Raw genomic sequence first — 26,435 nt, forward strand, 5'->3', positions numbered from 1 at the left:
CGGTCAGTCATCCGCTGGAAGCATTGGCGGGGCTCGCCTGGTCGCTTTTAAGCCGACGGGCGCTGTCGATATTTTCGTCTACTTTATGATCTGCAGCAGTTTGGTACGGGCACTTGCTTGTGTATGCTCCGTCGACGTTTCGGGCTCATGCTCATCATTATAAGAACAAGAATACTGCCTATGACCCTCAGCTTTGACCTGTCGGGCCCCATTGTGGAGCCCCGGGTTATCCGCAAACAGTACGCCATGGAAATGGCGGTTGAGCGCACGCGCCTGCTTTACCAGGGTTCGCTGCTGCCCACGCTCTTCATGTTGATTAATGGCCTGGTCTGTGCCGGTTTGCTCTGGAGTCCGCAGCGCTACTTCCTGGTCAGTGTCTGGCTGGTGTGGTTGTTGTCGCTGGTGGCGTTGCGGGTGATTCAGGTCGCGGCCTTCGATTCGGCGATTCCCAATCGCCAGGCACATCCGATCTGGCGTCGCATGTTTTTACTGGGCTCGGCCATGACGGGCCTGACCCTGGCCGGCGCTGGCATCGCGCTGGTCCCTGCCGACGATTTCATCCAGCAAGCCTGGGTGTTCGGTCTGATCGGCGCGGCCGCGCTGTCGGCCAGTGTTGCTTATGCGGTCAGCCTGCCGGCATTCCTGTCCTTTACCTTGCCCTGTCTGTTGCCGGCTATCGGCTATCTGTTCTGGGGCGGTGATGAGCAGGGCCAGGGTTGGGGCTGGTTCGGGCTGATTTTGCTTGGCGCGTTGAGCGTGGTCGCCTGGCAGGTCAATCGATTGATCGATCGCGGGCTGTTGCGGCGCTTCCAGAATCAGGCATTGATCGAGCATTTGCAGGAGGCTCAAAGCCGCAGCGCCCAGCTCAATAATGCGTTGGCCATGGAAGTCGATCAGCGCCGTCGTGCCGAAGACGAACTGCGGGAAATTCAGACCGGGCTGGAAAGCCGCGTCGCTCAGCGCAGCCTGGAACTGGACGTTGCCAACCAGGCCCTGAGCAAAAGTGAAGCGCGTCTGGCGTTGGCGTTGAAGGCCAGTGAGCTGGGGCTGTGGGACTGGAACCTGCAAACCGACGAAGTCCATCACACTCAGCTTCAAGAGCTGTTCGGCCTGGAGCCGGACCATGTGACGGCAATGCTGCGCCATCTCAAACCGCGCCTGCACCCCGATGATCTGCCGTCACTTAAACGCGCGTTGGTCGAGCATTTGAAGGGCCGCAGCGAGGATTACCAAATCGAATACCGCGTGCGCCATAGCGACGGTCACTGGGTCTGGATCGAGGACCGGGGTCGAGCCGTCGAGCGTAGCGAGTCCGGCCGAGTGATCCGTATGGTCGGCACCCGTCGCGACATCAGCGTCAGGAAAGGCCTGGAAGAGCAGCGGCAACTGGCGGCGACGGTGTTCGAAGCGGCCAGTGAAGGTATCGTGATTTTCGACCCGAATTACGCACTGATCGCCATCAATCAGGCATTCAGCCGAGTCACCGGGTATCACATTGATGACATGCTTGGACGCAATGTTGTTGAGCTGCCGTGCAGTCGCGACGCTCGTCGGCACTACGGGGCCATTCATCAGGCCTTGGAGCAGCATGGCAGCTGGCAGGGTGAGCTGGTGGAAACCCGCAAGAATGGCGAGTTGTATCCGCAATGGCTGCAGCTGAATGCGGTGCGCGATGCTCGGGGAAATGTAAGCCATATCGTCGGCTTTTTCGCCGATCTGTCGGCTCGGCGCGAATCCGAAGAGCGCATGCGCTATCTGACCCACTACGACGAACTCACGGGCCTGGCCAATCGTTCGTTGTTTCGCGAACGATTAAGCGAAGCTCATCAACGGGTGCGCCAGGGCAGCCACCGCAATCTTGCGCTGCTGCACATCAATCTGGATCGTTTCAAGCTGCTCAACGATAGCCTGGGCCATGAAATCGCCGACCAGCTCTTACAGAAGATGGCTCGAAGGCTGGTCAACGCGTTGCCTGAGGCGGACACCATCGCACGGTTGTCCGGAGATGAGTTCGCCGTGCTGTTCAACGCCTACGGCAACCTCTCGAGCCTGGCACGGGTGGCGACACGCTTGTCGACCAAGTTGCGTGTGCCGGTGACTATCGATGGCCATGAGCTGGTGGTCAGCGCCTCCATGGGCATCAGCATGTTGCCGGACAACGCCAGGGAAATTTCCGCGTTGGTCAGCCAGTCGAACATGGCTATGCAGCATGCCAAACACTTGGGTGGCAATAATTTCCAGTTCTACACCGACAGCCTGCAAGCCAGCACACTTGAGCGGTTGCAGCTGGAAAATCAACTGCGAAAAGCCATCGAAGAGAAGCAGCTGAAGGTGTTCTACCAGCCGAAACTGTGCCTCGCCTCGGGCAAATTGAACGCCGCAGAAGCGCTGGTGCGTTGGGATCATCCGACCATGGGTCGCGTGCCGCCGGGGGATTTCATCGGCCTGGCCGAGGAAACCGGGCTGATCGGCCCGATCGGCGAGTTCGTCTTGCGCCAGGCCTGCTGGCAAGCCTGCGAGTGGCAGCGTCAGGGGCTTGAGCCGATCCGGATGTCGGTCAATCTGTCGGTGCATCAATTGCGTCAAGGCAAACTGGTCAGTCTGGTGCGCCAGGTGCTGGAGGAAACAGGTCTTGCTCCGCACTACCTGGAACTGGAACTCACTGAAAGCCAGTTGCTGGACAGCGTCGAGCACATCATTGCAACCTTCCAGCAGTTGCGCGATCTGGGCGTGAAACTGGCGATCGATGATTTCGGCACCGGCTATTCATCCCTGAGCTACCTCAAGCGCATCCCGGTGGATTACGTGAAGATCGATCAGGCATTTATCCGCGGTCTGGGGGAGAGCAGCGAGGATGCAGCGATCACCCGGGCGATCATTGCCATGGCGCATGGGCTGTCGCTCAAAGTGGTGGCTGAGGGTGTGGAGCGGCCGGAGCAGCTTGAGTTTTTGAAAGCCGAACGCTGCGATGAGGTGCAGGGCTATTTGATCAGCCGCCCGATAGAAGCGGGTGGGTTGGCGGACCTTTTGCGAGCGCAATCCGTCCCCTGAAAGTACGTCGCACAATAACGCCTTCCCGCCACGTACAGTGAGGGGAAGGCGTTTGTAGGCGCTTAGTTTGTAATCAGAACATCATCGATGTGGTGAATTTGTTCACCTTTATAGAAGATGCTCACGCCTGAAACATTGGAATTGCCCAGTGCTTTATATTCGACAACTTTGTCTGTTTCAACTTGCAACGAAACTTCGTTGGAGTTTTCGAGAAGCAACTCCAGTCGCAGATCAAAGGATTTATCCTGCATCGCAGTCATCACCAGTTTAGGGGTAATGCCTGTATGCGCCACGGTTACGGTGCCAAAGGTGCGAAACGACGCTGCGCCCGGCATGCGGTCAATCTGTGCGGTCCAGTCTTTAGTTTTAATGCTCATCGTGTATAACTCCTTTAATTAAGTTTGATTGCTTCCTGCCCGAGCAATATAACTAACTAAGGTTGTTTGCGGGAGTTATAAATAATCTGCATTTGTAAGGTTGTATGTTGGGTGTTCTTGTTGCATTGGCAAGTATGGGTAAAATTTCTGGCGAAGGAGGCGCAACTCAAGTTCTCCAATAACCGCGGAGAAACTTGAGCGCGCTACGTGTCGGAGTGGGTTTAAGAAAGCTCGCCGCACAGATCCAGCTCAACAAGCCGCCGAACTTCAGCCGCTTCAAGCCCCGTCCCCAGCAACCCATGCAACTTGCCGAATGCCGCTTCACGGGTCATGCCGCCGCCGGATAACACGCCAACGCCCCGTAAACGGCTACCGGCCTCATACACATCCAACTCGACACCACCTTCATGACACTGCGTAACAGCAACCACCACCACACCGTTGTCCCGCGCCCGTTCCAGGCTGGCAATAAACTCCGGATTGTCGCTCGGCCCGGTGCCGCTGCCGTAGCACTCCAGCACCAGCCCTTGAATGCCGCTGTTAAACAACGCATCGAGCTGCTCGGCGCCAATGCCGGGAAACAACGGCAGCACAGCGACTTTCGCCAGTTGTTTGCTCTGGTTGTAATTCAGTTCTGCCGGCAGCGAAGTCGCCTTCACGCCACCGCCCTGACGCTGCAGCCGGGCAAAGGGATGGCGACCAAAACTGCGGATTTTCGCGCAACGGGTCGGGTCGAGCAGTTCGCCGTGGAAGTACAAATGAACCCCCGGTGCCAGGCCGTGGCCGAGAGCGGCCAATGCGCCGCCGAGGTTTTCCCAGGCATCGCTGTCGGTTACGCCCGCCGGCAGCATCGAACCGGTGAAGCACACGCGGGCATGCAGGCCGAGCAATTGAAAACTCATGGCCGCGGCACTGTAGGCGAGGGTGTCGGTGCCGTGCAGGATCAGCACGCTGTCGCAGCCTTGAACATCCACTGCATCGACCACCGCTTCACGCAATTGCTGCCAGTAAGCCGGGGTCATGTTGGCGCTGTCGATCAGTGGCGACATCTCGCGAAAGCGCCACTGCGGCACCACCAATTCGGGTTGGCTGTGCAGGTATTCGCGCATCCGCGCTTCGAATCCGGATGCCGGGGCCAGGCCATGGGCGCTGGCTTGCATGCCGATGGTGCCACCGGTGTAGAGCACCATGACGTGCTGGGCGGCAGGGTAGGTCGAGGAATTCATGGAGGTTCTCCGAGAACGATGACTTGTGGGAGCGAGCCTGCTCGCGAAAGGAGCGACGCGGTATTGCAGGCTTGATACCGAAACAACGTACAACCGAGCATGACGCCGGTCGTACGCTGTGTCACGTCGGGCGCAGGGGATGCGCCCGGTTTTTACCGATCAGCGTTGCGCTGCGGGTACGCCTTGCGGCTCAACTTCAGCCTTTGGAGCGGCTGCTGGCGGATTGGCTGGCCACGCTTTCAAATCCAGATCCAGGTCCGGGAATTTGCTCGAATCGAACACAGGTGTCTTGATTCCGGCCGCGCGCTGGTCGTCGTAGTCACGCAGGATGCGCATGCCAACCTTGAACAGCAGGAACAGCGCAATCAGGTTCACGAACGCGAGCAGCGTCATGGTGATGTCAGCGAAGGCGAACACCGTACCCAAGTTCTCGATGGCACCCCAGAAGATCAACACCAACACCAGCGCGCGGTAGCCGATCAGCGCCTTGCGGTTGTCACCGATCAGGAAGCGCAGGTTGCTCTCGCCCAGGTAGTAGTTGTAGAGAATCGAGGTGAACACGAACAGCGCCAGCGCCACGGAGATGAACATCCGGCCCCAGTCACCGACCACGGCGGCCAGAGAGTTCTGGGTCAGCGCAATGCCGTCGCCTTCGAAGCCCGGGGTGTAGAAGCCCGAGAGCAGGATCAGCAGCGCGGTGCAGGTACAAATCACGAAGGTGTCGAGGAACACGCTGAACGCCTGGACCACACCTTGTGCCACCGGGTGCTCGACCGACGCGACTGCTGCCACGTTAGGCGCACTGCCAAGGCCCGCTTCGTTGGCGAACACGCCACGCTTCACGCCCATGACGATGGCGCTGCCGATCAGGCCGCCAAAGGCTTGATCGAGACCGAAGGCGCTTTTGACGATGGTCATCAGCATCGCGGGTACGTGGTCGAATTGCAGCACGATCACGTAGACAGTCACGCCGATGTAGACCAGGGTTTTCACCGGCACCAGCAAGTCTGCGACCTTGGCGATGCGCTTGATGCCGCCGATGAACACCAGACCCAGCAACACCGCCAGGGCCAGGCCGGTCCAGGTGGTGTCTAGGCCGAAAGCGTTATTCAGCGAGTGAGTGACGGCGTGTGATTGCAGGCCGTTGAAGGCAAACCCGAAGGTCACCAACAACAGGAACGCCATGATCATGCCCAGCCAGCGTTTTTGCAGGCCGTGCTGGATGTAATAGGACGGGCCGCCACGGAACTGGCCTTCGGAATCGCAGCGCTTGTAGAGCTGGCCGAGGGAGCATTCGAAGAAGCTGCTGGACATGCCGACCAGTGCGGTCACCCACATCCAGAACACTGCACCTGGCCCGCCGAGAGTGACGGCGATGCCGACACCGGCGATGTTGCCCGCACCGACGCGGCCGGCGAGGCTGAGCATCAGGGCTTGAAACGAACTGAGTTGGCCGGCGCTGCTTTTGAGGCTGTCGCGGAACACCGCGAACATGTGGAAGAAGTGGCGCAGTTGTACGAAACGCGAGCGGATCGTGAAGTAGCTACCGAGCCCGACAATGAGCACGATCAGTACTTTCCCGGAGAGGAAGTCGTTAATGACTTCGAGCATGGAGTATTCCTCGCTGTTTTTTGTGTAGGCAAATGCTGGGCGGATCGAAACATCGCGTTACACCGGTTTGCGCACGGCAAAACTGGCGAGGCGAATATTCGTCCCGGTCCCAAATCGCGGGTTTGTTATTAGTTCGGGTTTCGCATGGGTTTGGGCCTCGTTACCGACGACCGCTCACGCGAAGAGGGGCGGCACTATACCGATGAGCGTGCCGTCCGTCTGCACGGTTGTGGTGCGTGCGGTAGAACGAAGATCAAAAGATCGCAGCCTCCGGCAGGTAATCCCATGTAGGAGCTGCCGAAGGCTGCGATCTTTTGATCTCAAAAAAAAGGGCCTGGGGAATAAATCCCCAAGCCCTCAAAAGGTGAGAGGTGTCTAGTCCCTCGACCTGGTGAGCGGTGCTACAAGTAACGCGTCGGATCAGGCTTTAAGCGGAACCAGACGTGGAGCAATCATGTTTTCCGGGCGCAGGATGTCGGCGAGCATTTCGTCGTCGAGCAAGCCTTCTTCGCGCACCAGTTCCAGCACGCCGCGGCCGCTTTCGAGGGCGATACGGGCGATACGGGTGGCGTTTTCATAGCCGATGTACGGGTTCAGTGCGGTGACCAGACCGATCGAGTGTTCGACCAGTTCGCGGCAACGCTCTTCGTTGGCGGTGATGCCGACGATGCAGTGCTCGCGCAGCATGTCCATGGCGCGTTGCAGCAGGCGGATCGAGTCGAAGATCTTGAACGCGATTAACGGCTCCATCACGTTCAGTTGCAGCTGGCCGCCTTCGGCCGCGATGGTCAGTGCCAAGTCGTTACCGATGATCTGGAACGCTACCTGGTTTACGGCTTCCGGGATAACCGGGTTGACCTTGCCTGGCATGATCGAGCTGCCTGGCTGACGCGCTGGCAGGTTGATTTCGTTGATGCCGGTGCGTGGGCCGCTGGACAGCAGGCGCAGGTCGTTGCAGATCTTCGACAGCTTGACCGCGGTGCGCTTGAGCATGCCGGAGAACAGTACGAACGCACCCATGTCGGATGTGGCTTCGATCAGGTCGGCGGCTGGAACCAGCGGCTGGCCGCTGATCAGTGCCAGGCGCTGAACAGCCAGGTGCTGGTAACGCGGGTCAGCGTTGATGCCGGTACCGATCGCGGTGCCGCCCAGGTTCACTTCGGTCAGCAGCTCGGGTGCCAGTGTTTTCAGGCGCGCCAAGTCTTCGCCCAAGGTGGTGGCGAAAGCACGGAATTCCTGGCCGAGGGTCATCGGCACGGCGTCTTGCAGTTGGGTACGGCCCATCTTCAGGACGTGGCTGAACTCAACGCCTTTGGCGGCGAACGACTGGATCAGGCTGTCGAGGCTGGCCAGCAGTGCGTCGTGACCCAGCAACAAACCCAGACGGATTGCGGTCGGGTAGGCGTCGTTGGTCGACTGCGCCATGTTCACGTCGTTGTTCGGGTGCAGGTATTGGTATTCGCCCTTCTGGTGACCCATGGCCTCCAGCGCGATGTTGGCGATGACTTCGTTGGCATTCATGTTGGTCGAAGTGCCAGCGCCGCCTTGAATCATGTCCACCACGAACTCTTCGTGGAAGTCGCCGCGGATCAATCGTGCACAGGCTTCGCTGATGGCAGCGTGCTTGGCTTCGCTCAGGTGACCCAGTTCGCGGTTGGCGTCAGCGGCGGCTTGCTTGACCATCGCCAGGCCGACAACCAGCTTCGGGTAATGCGAAATCGGAACGCCGGAGAGACGGAAGTTGTTCACCGCTCGCAGGGTCTGGATGCCGTAATACGCTTGAGCCGGTACTTCGAGTACGCCAAGCAGGTCTTTTTCTGTGCGGAAAGATGCAGCGGAGGACATGATAGAAATCATCTCGATATGGACCCGGTCTGTGCCGGAACACTGCAAATGCTAGGCTTGTAGAGATTTTTCGGCCAATGCTGTTAAACACTGGCCTATGCATATTCGGCATAATGACCATGTGACGCCGCGTGTGCGGCGAGCGTGTGACCTAAATTGGTGCGTGTCCGGGAGGACGTGATGAATCTGGAAAGTAAATGGCTCGAGGACTTCAGCGCCCTGGCCGCCACCCGCAGCTTCTCCCAGGCTGCCGAACGACGCTTCGTGACCCAGCCGGCGTTCAGTCGGCGGATTCGCAGCCTTGAGACGGCGTTGGGGCTGCAACTGGTCAATCGTTCACGCACGCCGATTGAGCTGACAGCGGCGGGACAATTGTTCCTGGTCACCGCGCGGACCGTCGTCGAGCAGCTCGGCGAAGTGCTGCGCCATCTTCATCATTTGGAGGGCGGGCAGGGCGAGGTGATGCAGGTCGCGGCTGCGCACTCGTTGGCGTTGGGGTTCTTTCCGCGCTGGATTGCCCAGTTGCGCAACGAAGGCCTGAACATTGCCACGCGGCTGGTGGCGACCAACGTCGGCGATGCGGTGCATGCCCTGCGTGAGGGCGGCTGCGATCTGATGCTGGCGTTCTACGACCCGGACGCGGCGATGCAGATGGACCCGGAAATCTTTCCGTCGCTGCACCTCGGCCACACCGAGATGCTGCCCGTCTGCGCGGCGGACGCCGATGGCAAACCGCTGTTCGATCTGGAAGGCGAGGCCAGTGTGCCGCTATTGGCCTACAGCGCCGGAGCGTTTCTCGGGCGTTCGGTGAACATGCTGCTGCGCCAGCGCGCCCTGCGGTTCACCACCATCTATGAGACCGCCATGGCCGACAGCCTGAAAAGCATGGCGCTGGAAGGGTTGGGCATCGCCTGGGTCCCGCAACTCAGCGTGCGCGCCGAACTGGCGCGCGGTGAACTGGTGGTCTGCGGCGGCCCGCAATGGCATGTGCCGCTGGAGATTCGCTTGTATCGCTGCGCGCTGGTGCGCAAGGCGAACGTGCGATTGCTGTGGCGCAAGCTGGAAGGCGGCGCGGCTCAAGGCACGATGGGCACCTGAGACCCATAAAGATCCAATGTGGGAGCGAGCCTGCTCGCGAATGCGGTGTATCAGGCAACATTGATATCAACTGACACACCGCTTTCGCGAGCAGGCTCGCTCCCACAGGGGATTGGTGGTGTATTTGATTGACCTTAAAGTCAATAAAACCGCTGCTTCGCGCCGTTTGACAGATGGTCGTATCGGGGGCTGTTTATCTGCTTCATTGAGGTATACTGCGCGGCCTTCGGCCGGTTTGACTGGCCATAATTCGTACAATCAAGCCACGCATTTTGCGTGGCTTGTTGTTTTTTGACGCGCCTGCGGGCGCCCAGAGAGAAGAGGCACGACGATGAGTGCACTGGTTGGCGTGATCATGGGCTCCAAGTCCGATTGGTCCACCCTTAGCCACACCGCCGATATGCTGGAAAAGCTCGGCATTCCTTACGAGGTGAAAGTGGTTTCTGCCCACCGGACCCCGGACCTGCTGTTCCAGTACGCGGAAGAGGCAGAGGCGCGTGGCATCGAGGTGATCATCGCCGGTGCCGGCGGCGCGGCCCACTTGCCAGGCATGTGTGCGGCCAAGACCCACCTGCCGGTGCTGGGCGTTCCGGTGCAGTCGTCGATGCTCTCGGGCGTCGATTCGCTGCTGTCTATTGTGCAGATGCCAGCAGGCATTCCGGTCGCCACCCTGGCCATCGGCAAGGCCGGCGCGATCAACGCAGCGCTGCTCTCGGCGAGCATCCTGGGCGCCAAGCACCCGCAGTTCCACACGGTGCTGAAAACTTTCCGTGCTGAGCAGACAGACAGCGTCCTGGAAAATCCAGACCCACGCATCGCCTGAGGTTGTTGACGATGAAGATCGGTGTAATCGGTGGCGGCCAGTTGGGTCGCATGTTGGCGCTGGCGGGTACTCCGCTGGGTATGAACTTCGCTTTCCTGGACCCGGCGCCGGATGCTTGCGCAGCCGCGTTGGGCGAACACCTGCGGGCCGATTACGGCGATCAGGATCACTTGCGTCAGCTGGCCGATGAAGTCGATCTGGTGACCTTCGAGTTCGAAAGTGTTCCGGCCGAAACCGTGGCGTTCCTGTCGCAATTCGTCCCGGTCTACCCGAGTGCCGAAGCCTTGCGCATCGCTCGTGACCGCTGGTTCGAGAAGAGCATGTTCAAGGACCTCGGGATTCCGACGCCTGCGTTCGCCGACATTCAATCGCAAGCCGATCTCGACGCCGCGGTGGCTTCCATCGGCCTGCCGGCCGTGCTGAAAACCCGCACCCTGGGTTATGACGGCAAGGGCCAGAAAGTCCTGCGCAAACCTGAAGATGTGGTCGGCACCTTCGCCGAGTTGGGCAGCGTCGCCTGTCTGCTGGAAGGCTTCGTGCCGTTCACCGGTGAAGTGTCGCTGATTGCCGTGCGTGCTCGCGATGGCGAAACCCGGTTCTATCCGCTGGTTCACAACACCCACGACAGTGGCATCCTCAAGCTGTCCGTGGCCAGCACCGACCATCCGTTGCAAGCCTTGGCCGAAGACTATTCCAGCCGCGTGCTCAAGCAACTGGAATACGTCGGCGTCATGGCGTTCGAATTCTTTGAAGTCGACGGTGGCCTCAAGGCCAACGAAATCGCCCCGCGTGTGCACAACTCCGGGCACTGGACCACCGAAGGCGCCGAGTGCAGCCAGTTCGAAAACCATTTGCGGGCGGTTGCCGGTCTGCCGCTGGGTTCGACTGCCAAGGTCGGTGAAAGCGCGATGCTCAACTTCATCGGTAAAGTGCCGGAGACCGACAAGGTCCTGGCCATCGCCGATTGCCATCTGCATCACTACGGCAAAGCGTTCAAGGTCGGCCGCAAGGTGGGTCACGCCAACCTGCGCTGCGCCGACAAGGCCACGCTAGAGCAGCAGATCCTCAAGGTCGAAGCGCTCATCGCCGAATAGTTTCATGTTGCAGCGGCGGAACCATTCAAGGTCCGCCGTTCTCTCATGGCAGGATGCCGAAGTCTGACTAGGCTTTCGCTGAGTGTCCTGTCTCACCAATACTGTTCCTTTTTGACGGCGTCTGTTGCCGTCATGCTGCGTTGCCGCTCCTCGCCATAGCTCGCTATGACTCGTCGCGGCGCCTTGCCTGACGACAACAGCCACTCGTCAAAAGAGGAACGTATTGGTGAGACAGGACACAACCATTCAATCAGAGGGAAATGCCATGGGAATTATTGGAACCATCTTTATCGGCTTGATCGTCGGCCTGCTGGCTCGGTTCCTGAAACCGGGCGATGACAGCATGGGCTGGATCATGACCATCCTGCTCGGTATCGGCGGTTCGCTGGCGGCCACTTACGGCGGCCAGGCTCTGGGCATTTACCAGGCCGGCCAGGGCGCGGGCTTCATCGGTGCGCTGGTGGGCGCCGTGGTGTTGCTGGTGATCTACGGCTTGATCAAAAAGAACTGATCCAAAGCGACAAAGCCCCCTCTGCGATCTACGTGGAGAGGGCTAAAATGCTCGGCGATTTACTGTCTTTCCTTTACGAGCACCTTCATGCGCCGTCTTCTACTGACTTTCCTTTTACTGGGCACAGGCCTTGCCCACGCCGGCGAACTGCCGGAAACCGACTGGCTTGAACTGATGCCCAAGTCGGACCAGAAAGCCCTCGAGGCCATGCCCGAAATCGATCACAACTCCCCCGAAGGCGATGGCAGCTTTACCAAAAAGGGTGGCATGAAGCAGAGCAAGGGCTTGCCGGCGGTGATGTATTCGACCAAAACCGTGCCATCGATGAACGATAAGAACATCCGCATCGGTGGTTATCCGGTGCCGCTGGAGTCCGATGCCAAGGGACGCAGCACGCTGTTTTTCCTCGTGCCGTATCCGGGCGCCTGCATCCACGTGCCGCCACCACCGCCTAACCAACTGGTGCTGGTGCGTTATCCGCAGGGGTTGAAGCTGAATGATATCTACACGCCGCTGTGGGTGACCGGCACGCTGAAGATCGAAAAGGTCAACAACGACCTGGCTGATGCAGCGTATGCGCTGGATGCGGCGAAAGTCAGAGTGGTGAAAGAGTCGGATTTGTAACTGTTGTAGGAGCGAGCAAGCTCGCTCCTACAGTGGTTTTGTGGTGTTACAGAGGTTTGCTGCCGATGCTCACGCCAAGGGTATGGCTCGCCCCCGGCGCCAACGTCACCACATCATCCATCACGTTCGCCGTTTCAATGCATAACATCCGCTGCCAGCCATCGTCGGCCATGTCACTGAACGCTGCCGCACGATCGATCCACGGGTTCCAGATCACTGCCGAGCGCGAACCGCTGCTGGTCAGCTCAATGCGCCGTTCCCAGGCGGGGTCGACAATGCTTAGCTTCGCCGGGGTATTGAGGTAGATGCGATCGGTCTCGCCGGCAAAACGCAGATCACCGGTCTGAGTCACGGTTTTCCAATCGTCCAGCGTCTCGATGTAACTCAAGCCATCCAACCCTTCGACATGCACATTGCGCACATCGCTGACCGCGAAGTAGCTGTGCAGCGCCTGGCTGATGGTGACTTTTCCAGTGCCCTGGTTATGGCTGGTCAGGCTGATGTGCAACTGCTCATCCAGACGAATGCTCAGCTTCAAGTCCACCTGATGCGGCCAGCCCGGCAAGCCGGCTTCGGGGTAAGGCAGGAGAAACTCGACCTTCAGGCTCTCACCTTCGGCCTCGATGCCGCCCAGCTCCCAATCCATTGCGCGTACCAGTCCGTGCGCGGCTGGCGGTTCGTTGCTGACACGCATCGCCTGAACGCTCTGCGGGTTGCGTGACAGATTACCGAACCACGGCCAGCACACCGGCACACCAGTGCGGATGCTCTTGCCGGCCTTGAACACGGCCTCATCGTTGAGCCAGATCAGCGGCGGTTGGCCGGCCAATTGATAACTGAGGATGTGCGCGCCTTGCTGGGCGACCAGCAATTCGGCCTGACCGTGGCGGATGCGCCAGCAGTTCAGTTCATCCAGTTTCACGGCTTCAACGTTGGGCGTGTTCATGGGACAACTCTCGATCAGCAACAATGACGACTACAGACCGCAAAAAGATCGCCTGGTTTAACCAGGCTCTTTTTAACGGGCCCGGGGCGGAACCGAACGGGTACGGCCGCTGCCATCAATGGCGACGAACACGAACACCGCTTCGGTGACTTTGCGCCATTCGCTGGACAGTGGATCGTCGCTCCAGACTTCAACCATCATCTTGATCGAGCTGCGGCCGATTTCCAGCGCCTGGGTATAAAAGGAAAGTTGAGCGCCTACCGCGACCGGGACCAGGAACGCCATGCGGTCGATCGCAACGGTGGCCACACGGCCTCCCGCGACTTTGCTGGCCATTGCGGTGCCGGCCAAATCCATCTGCGCCACCAGCCAACCGCCGAAAATATCGCCGAAACCGTTGGTTTCACGAGGAAGCGCGGTAATTTGCAGGGCCAGGTCGCCTTGCGGAATTGGATCTTCTTGTTCGAGCTCTATCATGCCGGGGGTGCCTCTGACCCGTGACTCTTCATTGGTACTTCAGGTGAATAGCCGCTTTCAAGAAAAACGATTCAGCCCCGAACATACCGCGTTCGTCACGTTTTTCGTAAGGCGCCTAAAGGGAAACTCTGCGAAATCGCCTATGAACCCCGGAAGGCGTTTTCGCACAGCAACCCATTCAACATGTCGCAATATTGCGAGTATATCGGTCGGTAGACTCCGAGACGACCGTCCGGTTCTCATTTTGACTGTCAAATACGCGCTTCTATGTGCTTTTTCGAACTATTTGTTATCGTGCCGGACCTGCCCAAGCCTCCGCCAGCGTTGTTGGGGGTGCAGATCCGACTATAAGAGAAGCCCTTGCCATGACCACAGCGCCCTCGAGCATCGCGCAGCCAACACAACCCGCACGTCCGCTGACTCGCAATGACTACAAGACTTTATCGCTATCTGCCCTTGGCGGTGCGCTGGAGTTCTACGACTTCATCATCTTCGTGTTCTTCGCCACGGTGGTGGGCAAGCTGTTCTTCCCGGCGGACATGCCTGAGTGGCTGCGGCTGATGCAGACCTTCGGCATTTTCGCCGCTGGCTACCTCGCACGGCCCTTGGGCGGCGTTGTGATGGCGCACTTCGGTGACCTGCTGGGACGCAAGAAAATGTTTACCTTGAGCATTTTCATGATGGCCGTGCCCACCCTGATCATGGGGCTGCTGCCGACGTATGCGCAGATTGGCATGTGGGCGCCGATCCTGTTGCTGCTGATGCGGGTGATCCAGGGCGCAGCGATTGGCGGTGAAGTACCGGGCGCGTGGGTCTTCGTTTCCGAACACGTTCCGCAGCGTCATATTGGCTACGCCTGCGGCACCCTGACCTGCGGTTTGACGGCGGGCATCTTGCTGGGGTCGTTGGTCGCCACGGTGATCAACAGCCTTTACACCCCGGTGGAAGTGTCGGATTACGCCTGGCGGATCCCGTTCCTACTCGGGGGTGTGTTTGGCCTGTTCTCGGTGTACCTGCGCCGCTGGCTGCACGAAACCCCAGTGTTCGCCGAACTGCAACTGCGTAAAGCCCTGGCTGAGGAGGTACCGCTGCGTGCCGTGTTGCGCGACCATCGCGGCGCGATCCTGATTTCCATGCTGCTGACCTGGCTGCTGTCCGCCGGCATCATCGTGGTGATTCTGATGACGCCAACCGTGCTGCAGACGGTCTACCACTTCTCGCCAACCACCGCGTTGCAGGCCAACAGCCTGGCGATCGTCTTCCTCAGCCTGGGCTGCGTAGCGTCCGGCTCGCTGGCTGACCGCTTCGGCGCCGGTCGAGTATTCGTGTTCGGCAGCGCTGCGTTGTTGATCAGTTCGTGGACCTTCTATCACAGCCTGTTCAGCCACCCTGAGTGGCTATTCCCGATGTACGCCTTGACCGGTCTGCTGGTCGGCACCATCGGCGCGGTGCCGTACGTGATGGTTAAAGCCTTTCCGGCGGTGGTGCGCTTCAGCGGGCTGTCGTTCTCCTACAACCTGGCCTATGCCATTTTTGGCGGGCTGACGCCGATGGTGGTGACCTTGTTGTTGAAGGAGAGCCCGATGGGGCCTGCTTATTATGTGGCGATCATTTGCGGGGTCGGGATTTTGGTGGGGGCGTATCTCTGGAAGAAGGGGCGGTAAATATCGGCTGGCGCCGAAAGATCGCAGCCTTCGGCAGCTCCTACAGAGGAATTCGATCCATGTAGGAGCTGCCGAAGGCTGCGATCTTGGCGATTCATGCCCCTGCTCACATCTGCGGTTACAACTTGAAAGGCCAGCCTCCTCACCGAATGCTGGCCTTTCATCCAATTGTCATATTTCAGCCATAGAGTGTTCACACGGCCTGCTGATACTTGGCCCCGACTTAACACACCCTATCTGCTAGGAGTAAGGCATGAAACTGAAGCGTTTGATGGCGGCAATGACTTTTGTCGCTGCTGGCGTTGCGACTGCCAACGCGTTCGCCGCTGTTGACCCGTCGATCCCGAGCTACACCAAGACCACAGGTGTGTCGGGCAACCTGTCCAGCGTCGGCTCCGATACCCTGGCCAACCTCATGACCCTGTGGGCTGAGAACTACAAAAAAGAATACCCGAACGTAAACATCCAGATTCAGGCCGCTGGCTCCGCCACTGCGCCACCTGCGCTGACTGAAGGCACCTCTAACCTGGGCCCGATGAGCCGCAAGATGAAGGACACCGAACTGGCTGCCTTCGAACAGAAGTACGGCTACAAGCCAACCGCTATCCCGGTTGCCGTGGACGCCCTGGCTGTTTTCGTACACAAAGACAACCCGATCCAGCACCTGACCATGGAACAAGTTGACGCGATCTTCTCGTCCACTCGTCTGTGCGGCGCTAAAACCGAAGTCAAAACCTGGGGTGACCTGGGCGTGACCGGCGACCTGGCCAACAAGCCGGTTCAACTGTTCGGTCGTAACTCGGTATCCGGCACCTACGGCTACTTCAAAGAAGAAGCCCTGTGCAAAGGCGACTACAAGCCAAACGTCAACGAACAACCAGGCTCGGCTTCGGTCGTGCAGTCGATCAGCTCCTCGCTGAACGGCATCGGTTACTCGGGCATCGGCTACAAAACCGCTAGCGTGAAGACAGTGGCTCTGTCCAAGAAGGGCAGCACTGAGTTCATCGAAGACAGCGAAGAAAACGCACTGAACGGCAAATACCCGCTGTCGCGTTTCCTCTACGTTTACGTCAACAAAGCCCCGAACAAGCCTCTGGCCCCGCTGGAAGCCGAGTTCGTGAAACTGGTTCTGTCCAAACAGGGCCAGGAAGTTGTAGTGAAAGACGGCTACATCCCACTGCCAGCCAAGGTTGCTGCAAAAGCACTGGCTGACCTGGGTCTGCAAGAAGGCGGCGCTGAAGTCGCAAAAAAGTAACACCCTAGGCCCGGGGTAAGCCCCGGACCTGTGTAGGAGCGAGCTTGTGGTGAGGGGATTTATCCCCGTTCGGCTGCGAAGCAGTCGTAAGTCGGTCGACGCATAGAATGCGGTGGCTGATTGTGGGGGGCGCTTCGCTCCCCAACGGGGATAAATCCCCTCGCCACGGCCCGCCCTCACACCCCCCAAATTTTCGGTCCTCTGCCAGTTCCCGCTGGCGGCGGATTTGTTGCGTCACTGCATTGTCATCTTTCTGTCATACAGGATCGCTAGGGTGTGCGAATGAATGATCTGGCCAATTCCACAATGACTACTAATCCCCCCAAGCGAATTGACTTCAATACGCCTGAGTTGCAACGCAAGCGCCGCATCCGCGCGCTCAAAGATCGCCTGACCCGTTGGTACGTCCTCGTTGGCGGCCTCGCCGTTCTCGGCGCGATCACGTTGATCTTCTTCTTCCTCGCTTACGTCGTTGCGCCGCTGTTTCAAGGGGCGAGCCTGACGGCCAAAGACGCCATCACGCCCGCCTGGATGCAAGACGCCGGCAAGCCGTTGATGATCTCCCTGGAAGAACAGAACCAGGTGGCCATGCGGGTATCCGACAAAGGCCAGGCGCTGTTCTTTGATATCGACAGTGGCGCTGAACTCAAGCGCGTCGATTTGCCGATCCCGGCCGGTACTACCGTAACCTCCATCGGCGAAGACCAGCCAGGCCATCCGCTGGTGGCGGTGGGCTTGTCCAACGGTCAGGCACTGGTGTTCCGCCACACGTATAAAGTCAGCTACCCGGACGGTAAGAAGACCATCTCGCCGGCCATCGAGTACCCGTACGGTGAAGCGCCAATCGCGCTGAACGAGGCGGGCGGTGCGTTGGAGCACGTCAGCCTCAACGCCACCGACACGACCCTGATGCTGGTCGGTGCCACCGGTTCGCAACTCAATGTGCTTTCGCTGACCAGCGAAGAAAACATGATGACCGGCGAAATCACCACCGAGCAGAAGCGCATCGATCTGCCGCAGATGACCGAGACGGTGAAAAACATCTTCGTCGACCCGCGTCAGCAGTGGCTGTATGTGGTTAATGGTCGCGCTCAGGCCGACGTATACAGTCTGCGCGACAAGAGCCTTAACGGTCGCTACAAACTGCTTGAAGATGGCGAAGCCCAAGTCACCGCCAGCACTCAGCTGGTGGGTGGCATCTCGCTGATCATCGGCGACTCCAAAGGCGGTCTGGCTCAGTGGTTCATGGCCCGCGACCCGGATGGCGAACTGCGCCTGAAGCAGATCCGTACTTTCCAGATGGGCACCGCGCCCATCGTTGAAATCACCGCCGAAGAACGTCGCAAAGGCTTCATCGCCCTCGACGCCTCGGGCAAGCTCGGCGTGTTCCATAGCACCGCCCACCGCACCTTGCTGGTGGATCAGGTGGTCGATGGTCAGGGCATTTTCGGTCTGTCGCCACGGGCTAACCGCGTGATCGTGGAAGCGGGCGGCAAGATTCAACCGCTGCTGCTGGACAACCCGCACCCGGAAGTTTCCTGGAGCGCGTTGTGGAGCAAGGTGTGGTACGAAAACTACGACGAGCCTAAATACGTCTGGCAATCGACCGCCGCCAACACCGATTTCGAACCCAAGCTGAGCTTGTCCCCACTGACCTTCGGTACCTTGAAAGCCGCGTTCTACGCCATGCTGCTGGCCGCGCCACTGGCCGTTGCCGCTGCGATCTACACCGCGTACTTCATGGCCCCGGGCATGCGCCGCAAGGTCAAACCGGTGATCGAGCTGATGGAAGCGATGCCGACGGTGATCCTCGGCTTCTTCGCCGGCCTGTTCCTCGCGCCGTATGTGGAAGGGCACTTGCCGGGCATCTTCAGCCTGCTGATGCTCGTGCCGATCGGTATTCTGGTGGCCGGTTTCGTCTTCAGCCGCCTGCCTGAGTCCATCCGCCTGAAAGTGCCGGACGGTTGGGAAAGCGCGATTCTGATTCCGGTGATTCTGTTCGTGGGCTGGTTGTCGTTGTACATGAGCCCGTACATGGAAACCTGGTTCTTCGGTGGCGACATGCGGATGTGGATCTCCCACGACCTGGGCATCACCTACGACCAGCGCAACGCACTGGTGGTTGGCCTGGCCATGGGCTTCGCGGTCATCCCGAACATCTATTCCATTGCCGAAGACGCCGTGTTCAGCGTGCCTCGCGGTTTGACGCTGGGTTCCCTGGCGCTGGGTGCTACGCCGTGGCAGACCATGACCCGCGTGGTGATCCTCACCGCCAGCCCGGGCATCTTCTCGGCGCTGATGATCGGCATGGGCCGTGCGGTCGGGGAAACCATGATCGTGCTGATGGCTACGGGTAACACCCCGGTCATGGAAATGAACCTGTTCGAAGGCCTGCGCACACTGGCCGCCAACGTCGCGGTGGAAATGCCCGAATCGGAGGTCGGCGGCAGCCACTACCGCGTGCTGTTCCTCTCGGCGCTGGTGCTGCTGCTGTTCACCTTCATCATGAACACCCTCGCGGAACTGATTCGTCAGCGTCTGCGCAAGAAATACTCGTCGCTTTAAGAAAGGTAGAAGTCTGTGAAACAGAACTCCCTGAACGGATGGTTCAAGAGCGGCGCCCCCGGCGTCTGGATCAGCGGTGGCGCGGTGTCCATCGCGGTCATCATGACCATTGGCTTGCTCGCGGTGATTGCCGTGCGCGGCCTGGGTCACTTCTGGCCGGCGGACTTGATACACGCCAGCTACGACGTGCCGGGCCAGGCCAATCACCTGGTGATCGGCGAAGTGGTGCAGAAAGAAGAAGTGCCGCGCGAGCGCTTGAAAAGCGCTGGCCTGCCGGTGCCCGATCAGGGCCCGGAGTTCATGACTCGGGAGCTGATCAAAGTCGGCAACCGTGACCTGAACGGCAACGACTTCACCTGGGTCGTCGGCGAATGGCTGACTAATCAGAAGACCCCGCCAGAATTGATGACGATCGAGCGTCGTGAGTGGGGCAACTTCTACGGTTACCTGGTCAACGTCAAACAGGACGGCAAGGTCATCGCCGAAGGCGAAGCGGCGTGGCCTGAGTTGCAGGCGCGTGTGGATCGGGTCAACAAACTCGCGGCACAGCTCAAGACTCTGGAAAAAACCGACATCGGTGCGATCAACTCAGGTCTGGAGCGCATCCGTCTGCACGGTCGCAAACTGGAGCTGGCCGGCAAACTCGACGCCACTGCGCAAGCAGACATGGAGTCCGAGCGCGCCGAGCTGAATGCACGCTACCAAGACATCGAAGCTCGCCTGAATGACCTGCACGCCCAGTTCAACCGCGACAGCCTGACGGCACGCGATGCGAACGGCAAAGAGATCGAAATCGGTATCGGCAAAGTGGTTCACGCCTATCAGCCGAACGCCATGAGCATGATGACCAAAACCGGCTTCTACTTCAGCAAGGTCTGGGAATTCCTCAGCGACGACCCGCGTGAAGCCAACACCGAAGGCGGGATCTTCCCGGCCATTTTCGGCACCGTGATGATGACCCTGATCATGGCGATGATCGTGACGCCGTTCGGCGTGCTGGCAGCGGTTTACCTGCGTGAATATGCCAAGCAGAACGTGCTGACGCGTATTATCCGCATCGCCGTGAACAACCTGGCAGGCGTTCCGGCCATTGTTTATGGCGTGTTCGGTCTGGGCTTCTTTGTCTATGTACTGGGCGGCTCGGTCGACCGGTTGTTCTTCCCTGAAGCACTGCCGGCACCGACCTTCGGTACACCGGGTCTGCTCTGGGCTTCCCTGACCCTGGCGCTGCTGGCGGTGCCGGTAGTGATCGTGGCCACCGAAGAAGGCCTGGCGCGGATTCCTCGCACCGTGCGCGAAGGCTCGTTGGCCCTTGGCGCAACCAAGGCTGAAACCTTGTGGAAAATCGTGCTGCCAATGGCCAGCCCGGCGATGATGACTGGCATGATCCTCGCCGTGGCTCGCGCCGCCGGTGAAGTGGCGCCGCTGATGCTGGTGGGTGTGGTGAAACTGGCACCGTCGCTGCCGCTGGACGGCAACTACCCGTACCTTCACCTCGACCAAAAGATCATGCACTTGGGCTTCCACATCTATGACGTCGGCTTCCAGAGCCCGAACGTCGAAGCCGCACGGCCGCTGGTGTACGCCACGGCGCTGTTGCTGGTGCTGGTGATCGCCACGTTGAACTTGTCGGCAGTGTGGATTCGTAACCACCTGCGCGAAAAATACAAAGCGCTGGATAGCTGATAACCCCTGTAGGAGCGAGCTTGCTCGCGAAAATGGTACATCCGACACATTTTCTGTGCCTGAACTACCATCGCGAGCAGGCTCGCTCCTACAGAAAGAATTGCGTAACCGCAGGCCCGGCCTGCGGCTCACCGAACCGAATTTGTTAGCACAGGGAGCCTCCCATGCAGCACGAAGCACATACCCACGGCATCAACATGTCTGCCCTGGGCCGCGACAAACAGAGCTTGAGACTCGAGCAGGAAACCGTCGCCATCGAAGTGCCGGGCCTGAGCCTGTTCTACGGCGACAAACAAGCGCTGTACGACGTCAGCATGAACATTCCGAAACAGCGCGTGACCGCCTTCATCGGCCCGTCCGGCTGCGGCAAGTCCACGCTGCTGCGCACCTTCAACCGCATGAACGACCTGGTCGACGGCTGCCGCGTAGAAGGCGAAATCAACCTCTACGGCAACAACATCTACCGTAAAGGCGAAGACGTGGCGGAACTGCGTCGTCGCGTCGGCATGGTGTTCCAGAAGCCGAACCCGTTCCCGAAAACCATCTACGAAAACGTGGTTTACGGCTTGCGCATCCAGGGCATCAACAAGAAGCGCATCCTCGACGAAGCCGTCGAGTGGGCATTGAAAGGTGCGGCGCTGTGGGACGAAGTCAAAGACCGCCTGCACGAGTCGGCACTCGGCCTGTCCGGTGGTCAGCAGCAACGTCTGGTCATCGCCCGCACCATCGCCGTGGAGCCGGAAGTGCTGCTGCTCGACGAACCCTGCTCGGCACTCGACCCGATCTCCACGCTGAAAGTCGAAGAGCTGATCTACGAACTGAAATCGAAGTTCACCATCGTCATCGTGACCCACAACATGCAACAGGCCGCGCGGGTTTCCGACTACACGGCGTTCATGTACATGGGCAAACTGGTGGAATTCGGCGACACCGACACCCTGTTCACCAATCCGGCGAAGAAGCAGACCGAAGACTACATCACCGGTCGTTACGGCTAGGAACTGTGGTTGCTCACTGAACTGACGCTGCGGTCCACCGCACCTTACCGGACGCTCCAAGGACGCCAACATGATTAGTAAAGAAGGCCTTACCCATCACATCTCCCAGCAGTTCAACGCCGAGCTTGAGGAAGTGCGCAGCCACCTCCTGGCCATGGGCGGGCTGGTGGAGAAGCAGGTCAACGATGCGGTCACCGCACTGATCGAGGCCGATTCCGGTCTGGCCCAGCAGGTGCGCGACATTGATGACCAGATCAACCAGATGGAACGCAACATCGACGAAGAATGCCTGCGCATTCTGGCCCGTCGTCAGCCGGCGGCGTCCGACTTGCGTCTGATCATCAGCATTTCCAAGTCGGTGATCGACCTGGAGCGCATCGGCGATGAATCCACCAAGATTGCCCGCCGCGCCATCCAGCTGTGCGAAGAAGGCGAAGCCCCGCGCGGTTACGTTGAGGTTCGCCACATCGGTGACCAGGTGCGCAACATGGTGCGCGATGCACTGGACGCTTTTGCCCGGTTCGATGCCGACCTGGCGTTGTCGGTGGCGCAATACGACAAGATCATCGACCGCGAATACAAGACCGCCCTGCGTGAGCTGGCGACCTACATGATGGAAGACCCGCGCTCTATCTCGCGAGTCTTGAGCATCATTTGGGTGCTGCGTTCGCTGGAGCGGATCGGCGACCACGCACGTAATATCTCGGAATTGGTGATTTACCTGGTACGCGGCACCGACGTGCGTCACCTGGGCCTTAAGCGCATGAAAGAAGAAGTTGAAGGCACAAGTGCCGAAACCGCTAATGTTCCGGGCAAAGCTGACGATAAGTAAGACTGCCCAAGAAAAACGCCCGGTCCTTTGGCCGGGCGTTTTTGTGTGTGGTTTTCGACTTTAAAAGCAGCACCCGCGAACGAAAAGTCCCGGCGTGACTGACGGTTTTTGGCAATGTGCCATCAGCAAAGCGGTATGCTTGCCGGGATTTTTTCGAGGGATGATGGATGAGCAAGATCAGTGTGTTGGTGGTGGACGATGCGGCATTCATTCGTGACCTGGTGAAGAAGTGCCTGCGTAACTACTTCCCGGGCATCCGGACCGAAGATGCCATCAACGGCAAAAAAGCTCAGGCCATGCTGGCCAAGGAAGCGTTCGACCTGGTCCTGTGCGACTGGGAAATGCCGGAAATGTCTGGCCTGGAACTGCTGACCTGGTGCCGCGAGCAGGACAACCTCAAGACCATGCCCTTCGTGATGGTGACCAGCCGTGGCGACAAAGAGAATGTTGTCCAGGCGATTCAGGCCGGTGTAACCGGCTACGTCAGTAAGCCGTTCACCAACGAGCAGCTGTTGACCAAGGTCAAACAGGCACTGAACAAGGTCGGCAAGCTCGACGCCTTGATGAGCGGTGCGCCGACCAAAATGAACTCGGCGTTTGGTAACGATTCCCTGATTGCATTGACTGGCGGCAAGGCGGCGTTGGTCGCGCCATCACCGGCCCCGGCGGCTGCACCGTCTCGTGGCCTGCTCAACAGCCCGCCGATCAAGCCTGCAGCGTCCTCCGCAGCGCCAACGGGCAGTCGTGGCCAAGGCCAACTGCGCCTGCCGAATGGCATTCAGCAATGTGTGATCAAGGCCTTGAGTCTCAAGGAAGCGCTGCTGGTCGTGAAGCGCACCGACACCCTGCCGCAAGTGCTGGACAGCGCCGTACTCGACCTGGAACAGGGCGAAAGCGCTGAAGTTGCCCGCCTCAATGGCTACCTGCACGCCATCGTCGCCCACGAACCGAAACCCGACAGCGACTGGCTGCAATTGACCTTCCGCTTTGTCGATCAGGATGCGCAGAAGCTCGACTACATCTCCCGTTTGATCGCACGTGGTACGGCGCAGAAGCATTTCATACCGGGCGCGTAATCTTCGCCCCTAAAAGATCGCAGCCTTCGGCAGCTCCTACAGGAGATCGCATTTCCCATGTAGGAGCTGCCGAAGGCTGCGATCTTTTGATCTTGCTTTGAAACATCTGCCGACTCCCCGGGTCCATTGCAGCTGCTAGGCTCCTTCTCAGGCCTTCCTCGACAGAGCCTTCGCCCATGTTCGCGCGCCTGATGTTTTTCTGCGGTCTTATCATGGCTTCCACTTCGGCTGTGGCCATGACTATCTACAAATCCACCGATGCCAATGGCGTGGTCTCCTACAGCGACCGCCCCACGAAGGACTCCCAGGTGTTCACTTTTCGGGATCGCATGGTCGAGCACCTTGAGCGTCAGGTGTACCTCGTCATCACGAAGAAGAAGGGCGTGGACAGTGTCTACGTGCGCAATGACCTGTATGCGCCGGTAGAGATCGAGTTGAGTTTCGCCGGACTGCAGAACGTCAGCGGTGCGCCGAGCCGACCCATTCGTCGGGTGATGCCGGCCCGCAGCAGCATTCGTCTGGCGCTGCTCACGGCCACGCAACCCGAAAGGCCGCTCGCGTACGTTCCCAAGTTCGAATACTCCCTGGGTGACCCCTCAGGCGCCGCCATGGACTATCGATACCCGTTTCCGTGGCGTGGCGGACCGTTTCGACTGACTCAGGGTGCCAATGGCCAATACAGCCATTTCGGCCCGAAGAACCGCTACGCCATGGACATCGCCATGCCCGTCGGTACGCCGATCATCGCCGCGCGTGGCGGGGTAGTGGTGAAAACCGAGAATGCCCAGACCGGACGTGGCACCGATCCGTCGGGCAACTTTGTGCGAGTGCTGCACGATGACGGGACCATGGGCGTGTACCTGCACCTCAAGCAAGGCTCCGTGTGCGTTCGGGAGGGGCAGCGGGTGGTGGTGGGCACGGCGTTGGCGTTGTCGGGCAATACCGGCAACAGCAGCGGTCCACACCTGCACTTCGTGGTGCAGCGCAATACCGGATTGGGGCTGGTGTCGATTCCGTACCAGTTCAATCAACCGGTCGGCGCGCTGCCCAACTTTGCGTTGGGCAAGCAGTGAAGACGATGGAGATCAACTGTGGCGAGGGGATTTATCCCCGTTGGGTCGCGAAGCGACCCCAGCCCCTCCCATTTGTAAACTATCAGGTGCACCGTATTGACAGCTTTGGGACGGCTTAGCCGTCCAACGGGGATAAATCCCCTCGCCACAAAAGCCCTTCAGCTTCTGATCAATCCAGCATCAACACCTTGGCCAGAATGATCTTCGGCCCTTTCATCTTCTTGATGATGATCCGCAAGCCCTCGACTTCCAGCACTTCTTCCTCTTCCGGCACCCGTTTCAGGGTTTCATAGACCAGCCCGGCGAGGGTTTCGGCTTCGACGTGATCCAGGTCGATGCCCAGCAACCGTTCAACCTTGAACAGCGGGGTATCTCCCCGTACCAGCAGCTTGCCCGGCTGATAAGCGAGGATCCCGCGCTCAGCCTTGCGGTGCTCGTCCTGAATGTCGCCCACCAGCACTTCCAGCACGTCTTCCATGGTCAGGTAGCCGATGACGTTGCCGTCGGCCTCTTCGACCAGCGCGAAGTGCGAGCCGCCCTTGCGGAATTGTTCGAGTAATTGCGACAGCGGCATGTGCCGCGAGATGCGTTCCAGCGGACGGGTCAGTTCAGCCAGGTTGAACGACTCGGGAATGTGATCCAGCGCCGCCAGTTCCAGCAGCAGGTCCTTGATGTGCAGCAGGCCGACGAACTCCTGGCGGTCGCTGTCGTACACCGGGTAACGGCTGAACTTGTGGCGACGGAACAGCGCGAGGATTTCCTTGAGCGGCGCATTGAACTCCAGCGTCACCAGGTCTTCCCGCGAGTTGGCCCAGTCCACCACTTCCAGCTCGCCCATTTCCACTGCCGAGGCCAATACACGCATGCCTTGGTCGCTCGGGTCCTGGCCACGGCTGGAGTGCAGGATCAGTTTCAGTTCTTCACGGCTGTAATGGTGCTCGTGATGAGGACCGGGTTCACCTTGGCCGGCGATCCGCAGGATCTGGTTGGCGCTGGCGTTGAGCAGGTAAATGGCCGGGTACATCGCCCAATAAAACAGGTACAGCGGCACCGCTGTCCAGAGCGACAGCAGCTCGGGTTTGCGGATGGCCCAGGATTTAGGGGCCAGTTCACCCACCACGATGTGCAGGTACGAGATGACGAAGAACGCGGCGAAGAACGACACGCCTTTGATCACTTCGGCCGACTGCACGCCGACGGCTTCAAGCAGCGGTTCGAGAATGTGTGCGAACGCCGGTTCACCCACCCAGCCAAGGCCGAGGGAGGCGAGGGTGATACCCAATTGGCACGCCGACAGGTACGCATCGAGCTGACTGTGCACGGTGCGCAGAATGTGTCCGCGCCAGCCGTTTTTATCAGCGATGGCCTCGACCCGGGTCGAGCGCAATTTGACCATGGCAAATTCCGCCGCAACGAAAAATCCGTTGAGCAAAACCAGGATCAGAGCAAAAAGAATCATGCCGAAATCGGCGAAGAGTGTCGCGAGGGTCAAGCCAGGGGAAGGGTCCATGATGGAGTTTTGCGGGTTCCGTGTGATTCAAAAGGAAATAAAAAAGTGCGCCTGAAGGGCAGGCACAAGCCAACCAATGTAGCGGCTGACCGG

Annotated in this window: 21 protein-coding genes; 14 read left to right on the plus strand and 7 right to left on the minus strand. The window is 59.4% G+C overall.

All coding sequences use genetic code 11. The annotated features are described in order from the left end of the window. The first annotated feature begins 180 nt into the window (after nt 1-180). On the plus strand, nt 181-3,051 hold the full coding sequence (locus JFU37_RS12740) for an EAL domain-containing protein (protein WP_201115624.1): 2,871 nt from the start codon (nt 181-183) through the stop codon (nt 3,049-3,051). Between the two features lie 62 nt (nt 3,052-3,113). Here the strand turns inward: JFU37_RS12740 and JFU37_RS12745 are convergent, their stop codons facing one another. The 4 genes from JFU37_RS12745 to aspA form a co-directional block, all read right to left on the minus strand. Further along, nucleotides 3,114-3,428 carry a hypothetical protein gene (locus JFU37_RS12745; protein ID WP_201115625.1) on the minus strand — a complete coding sequence of 105 codons (315 nt, stop codon included), beginning with the start codon at nt 3,426-3,428 and terminating at the stop codon, nt 3,114-3,116. Between the two features lie 221 nt (nt 3,429-3,649). Continuing rightward, nucleotides 3,650-4,654, minus strand: a complete 1,005-nt coding sequence (locus tag JFU37_RS12750; RefSeq protein WP_201115626.1) for an asparaginase — start codon at nt 4,652-4,654, stop codon at nt 3,650-3,652. A 159-nt stretch (nt 4,655-4,813) separates the two neighbouring features. Then, nucleotides 4,814-6,265, minus strand: a complete 1,452-nt coding sequence (locus JFU37_RS12755; RefSeq protein WP_201115627.1) for an alanine/glycine:cation symporter family protein — start codon at nt 6,263-6,265, stop codon at nt 4,814-4,816. A 420-nt stretch (nt 6,266-6,685) separates the two neighbouring features. Beyond that, on the minus strand, nt 6,686-8,110 hold the full coding sequence (gene aspA, locus JFU37_RS12760) for an aspartate ammonia-lyase (protein ID WP_201115628.1): 1,425 nt from the start codon (nt 8,108-8,110) through the stop codon (nt 6,686-6,688). A 180-nt stretch (nt 8,111-8,290) separates the two neighbouring features. On the opposite strand from aspA, the gene JFU37_RS12765 reads away from it, so the two are divergent. The 5 genes from JFU37_RS12765 (at nt 8,291) to JFU37_RS12785 (ending at nt 12,260) form a co-directional block, all read left to right on the plus strand. Then, complete coding sequence (locus JFU37_RS12765; protein ID WP_201115629.1) at nt 8,291-9,208, plus strand: LysR substrate-binding domain-containing protein; 918 nt, start codon at nt 8,291-8,293, stop codon at nt 9,206-9,208. Between the two features lie 331 nt (nt 9,209-9,539). Then, nucleotides 9,540-10,031, plus strand: coding sequence for a 5-(carboxyamino)imidazole ribonucleotide mutase (gene purE, locus JFU37_RS12770; RefSeq protein WP_201115630.1), 492 nt, complete (start codon nt 9,540-9,542; stop codon nt 10,029-10,031). Nucleotides 10,032-10,042: 11 nt separating this feature from the next. Further along, entirely contained in the window at nt 10,043-11,125 is a 1,083-nt protein-coding gene (locus JFU37_RS12775; protein WP_201115631.1) for a 5-(carboxyamino)imidazole ribonucleotide synthase, read from the plus strand. Nucleotides 11,126-11,390: 265 nt separating this feature from the next. Continuing rightward, nucleotides 11,391-11,636 carry a GlsB/YeaQ/YmgE family stress response membrane protein gene (locus tag JFU37_RS12780; protein WP_008030708.1) on the plus strand — a complete coding sequence of 82 codons (246 nt, stop codon included), beginning with the start codon at nt 11,391-11,393 and terminating at the stop codon, nt 11,634-11,636. A gap of 87 nt (nt 11,637-11,723) precedes the next feature. Continuing rightward, nucleotides 11,724-12,260, plus strand: coding sequence for a DUF3299 domain-containing protein (locus JFU37_RS12785; protein WP_201115632.1), 537 nt, complete (start codon nt 11,724-11,726; stop codon nt 12,258-12,260). A 46-nt stretch (nt 12,261-12,306) separates the two neighbouring features. Here JFU37_RS12785 and JFU37_RS12790 read toward each other — a convergent pair whose 3' ends face one another. Further along, nucleotides 12,307-13,206, minus strand: coding sequence for a D-hexose-6-phosphate mutarotase (locus JFU37_RS12790; protein ID WP_201115633.1), 900 nt, complete (start codon nt 13,204-13,206; stop codon nt 12,307-12,309). A 72-nt stretch (nt 13,207-13,278) separates the two neighbouring features. Next, entirely contained in the window at nt 13,279-13,683 is a 405-nt protein-coding gene (locus JFU37_RS12795) for an acyl-CoA thioesterase (protein ID WP_007942704.1), read from the minus strand. Nucleotides 13,684-14,048: 365 nt separating this feature from the next. Here JFU37_RS12795 and JFU37_RS12800 point away from each other — a divergent pair, with 365 nt between their 5' ends. The 8 genes from JFU37_RS12800 (at nt 14,049) to JFU37_RS12835 (ending at nt 24,832) form a co-directional block, all read left to right on the plus strand. Further along, a complete protein-coding gene (locus tag JFU37_RS12800; protein WP_201115634.1) occupies nt 14,049-15,347 on the plus strand; it encodes an MFS transporter in 1,299 nt (432 codons plus the stop codon). Nucleotides 15,348-15,600: 253 nt separating this feature from the next. After that, nucleotides 15,601-16,602, plus strand: a complete 1,002-nt coding sequence (locus tag JFU37_RS12805) for a phosphate ABC transporter substrate-binding protein PstS (protein ID WP_201115635.1) — start codon at nt 15,601-15,603, stop codon at nt 16,600-16,602. A 282-nt stretch (nt 16,603-16,884) separates the two neighbouring features. Next, entirely contained in the window at nt 16,885-19,167 is a 2,283-nt protein-coding gene (locus JFU37_RS12810) for an ABC transporter permease subunit (protein ID WP_201115636.1), read from the plus strand. A 15-nt stretch (nt 19,168-19,182) separates the two neighbouring features. After that, the gene (pstA, locus tag JFU37_RS12815) at nt 19,183-20,853 is read left to right on the plus strand and encodes a phosphate ABC transporter permease PstA (RefSeq protein WP_201115637.1); all 1,671 of its coding nucleotides are present in this window, start codon (nt 19,183-19,185) and stop codon (nt 20,851-20,853) included. Nucleotides 20,854-21,017: 164 nt separating this feature from the next. Then, a complete protein-coding gene (pstB, locus tag JFU37_RS12820; RefSeq protein ID WP_201115638.1) occupies nt 21,018-21,851 on the plus strand; it encodes a phosphate ABC transporter ATP-binding protein PstB in 834 nt (277 codons plus the stop codon). A gap of 70 nt (nt 21,852-21,921) precedes the next feature. Then, the gene (gene phoU / locus JFU37_RS12825; RefSeq protein ID WP_201115639.1) at nt 21,922-22,683 is read left to right on the plus strand and encodes a phosphate signaling complex protein PhoU; all 762 of its coding nucleotides are present in this window, start codon (nt 21,922-21,924) and stop codon (nt 22,681-22,683) included. A 167-nt stretch (nt 22,684-22,850) separates the two neighbouring features. Continuing rightward, nucleotides 22,851-23,759, plus strand: a complete 909-nt coding sequence (locus JFU37_RS12830; protein ID WP_201115640.1) for a response regulator — start codon at nt 22,851-22,853, stop codon at nt 23,757-23,759. 176 nt (nt 23,760-23,935) lie between these two features. After that, complete coding sequence (locus JFU37_RS12835; RefSeq protein WP_201115641.1) at nt 23,936-24,832, plus strand: peptidoglycan DD-metalloendopeptidase family protein; 897 nt, start codon at nt 23,936-23,938, stop codon at nt 24,830-24,832. 169 nt (nt 24,833-25,001) lie between these two features. Here JFU37_RS12835 and JFU37_RS12840 read toward each other — a convergent pair whose 3' ends face one another. Then, nucleotides 25,002-26,342, minus strand: coding sequence for a hemolysin family protein (locus JFU37_RS12840; RefSeq protein ID WP_201115642.1), 1,341 nt, complete (start codon nt 26,340-26,342; stop codon nt 25,002-25,004). Between the last annotated feature and the right edge of the window lie 93 nt (nt 26,343-26,435).

This window comes from Pseudomonas sp. TH41 (assembly GCF_016650695.1).
Taxonomy (GTDB): Bacteria; Pseudomonadota; Gammaproteobacteria; order Pseudomonadales; family Pseudomonadaceae; genus Aquipseudomonas.